Below are 1,248 nucleotides of genomic sequence, written 5' to 3'. Positions count from 1 at the left end.
CAGGGCTATTTCATTCTCATGAAAGCTAATAAATGCTAGGCTTACAAGTTAGCTGAGAGTTTCATGAGTGACCATGCGTTTGTCTGCCCAATCTGCCCCTGCTGTCTCAGTTCCTAGCCTCACCCCAGAGGAGTCACCCCCTCAGGGCATCGAGATTCTAGAAGCCTTTGCCAACATCCCAGATGTACGCAAGGTTTCTGGGAAACGGCATCAAGTAGCTCTGTGTTTAGCCCTGTTTACCTTGGCCATTGCAGCTGGAAACCGAGGTTTTCTAGCCATTGGGGACTGGCTCAACAGCTATCGAGACGAATTGCCCCCCGCTATTCAAGCCCCCGAAGGGTAGGATTCCTTCCTACAGTACGATTCGCCGTGTCCTGGTCACCCTAGATTACCACCAGTACTCTGCGGCCCTGGCTCGCTTCTTTGGCATTGAACCCTTGCCAGGAGAAACCTTAGCTGTAGATGGTAAAGTCTTACGGGGCTCATACCAACTAGAGAGTGATAATCCTGCTTCTCCACCTCACCGAGCGATTATGCTGGTTAGTGCTTATCTGGTTGAGCGGGGTCTGATTCTCGAACCCTATCAGGTGGATAGCAAAACAAACGAAATCAAAGCTTTACCAGAGTTTATTACACAACTGGCTGTCAAGGGTGTGGTGTTCGCCTTTGATGCGATTAGCACTCAAAAAAAACGGCTCAGTTGATCATTGAGAGTGAAAATCACTACCTAGGTGCCCTTAAAGGCAATCAGGGCAACCTATTCAAAAGCGTCAAAGCCCACTTTGTTCCTCAACAAAGTCATACTGAAGTAAGTATTGGCCATGGACGCATCGAAAAGCGCTCCGTTAGCATCTGCACACAACTCGAAAACATCTTGTCCTGGCCAGGGCTAAAAACACTAATCCGAGTGGAAAGTGTTCGACAATTCAAAAAAGGGAAACAACACCAGCTGGAAACCGAAACACGCTACTATGTGGCTTCTTTCATCGAGTCTGCGGAATCCTTTGCCCAACGTATTCGGGGGTATTGGGGGGTAGAAAACAAAGTCCATTATGTGCGAGATGTCACTCAGGAAGAAGATGCTTCTCGCATTCGCATGCATCAGTTACCTCAAATCTTTGCAGTTGCTCGTAATTTTGCGCTGAATATCTATCGCTCCAATGGCTTCTCCAATATGGCTCAAGCACAGCGATACTGCCAATTTGGACTAGACACACTCAAGCGCATTTTTAGAATGAAATAGCCCTG

1 protein-coding gene and 1 pseudogene are annotated in these 1,248 nt (G+C 47.8%); both read left to right on the top strand.

The window, feature by feature from the left end:
* The first annotated feature begins 73 nt into the window (after nucleotides 1–73).
* Nucleotides 74–343, top strand: a complete 270-nt coding sequence (locus F6K46_RS39850) for a transposase family protein (RefSeq protein ID WP_293069066.1) — start codon at nucleotides 74–76, stop codon at nucleotides 341–343.
* Nucleotides 279–1,243 (top strand): annotated as a pseudogene (locus tag F6K46_RS40540) (ISAs1 family transposase). Before F6K46_RS39850 ends, F6K46_RS40540 begins: the two are co-directional and overlap by 65 nt.
* The last annotated feature ends 5 nt before the right edge of the window (nucleotides 1,244–1,248 follow it).

Origin of the sequence: Moorena sp. SIO3E8 (genome assembly GCF_010692445.1) — a bacterium.
GTDB lineage: Bacteria > Cyanobacteriota > Cyanobacteriia > Cyanobacteriales > Coleofasciculaceae > Moorena > Moorena bouillonii.
Note: the sequence above shows the minus strand (reverse complement) of the source record. Positions and strands in the feature narration are given on the sequence as shown.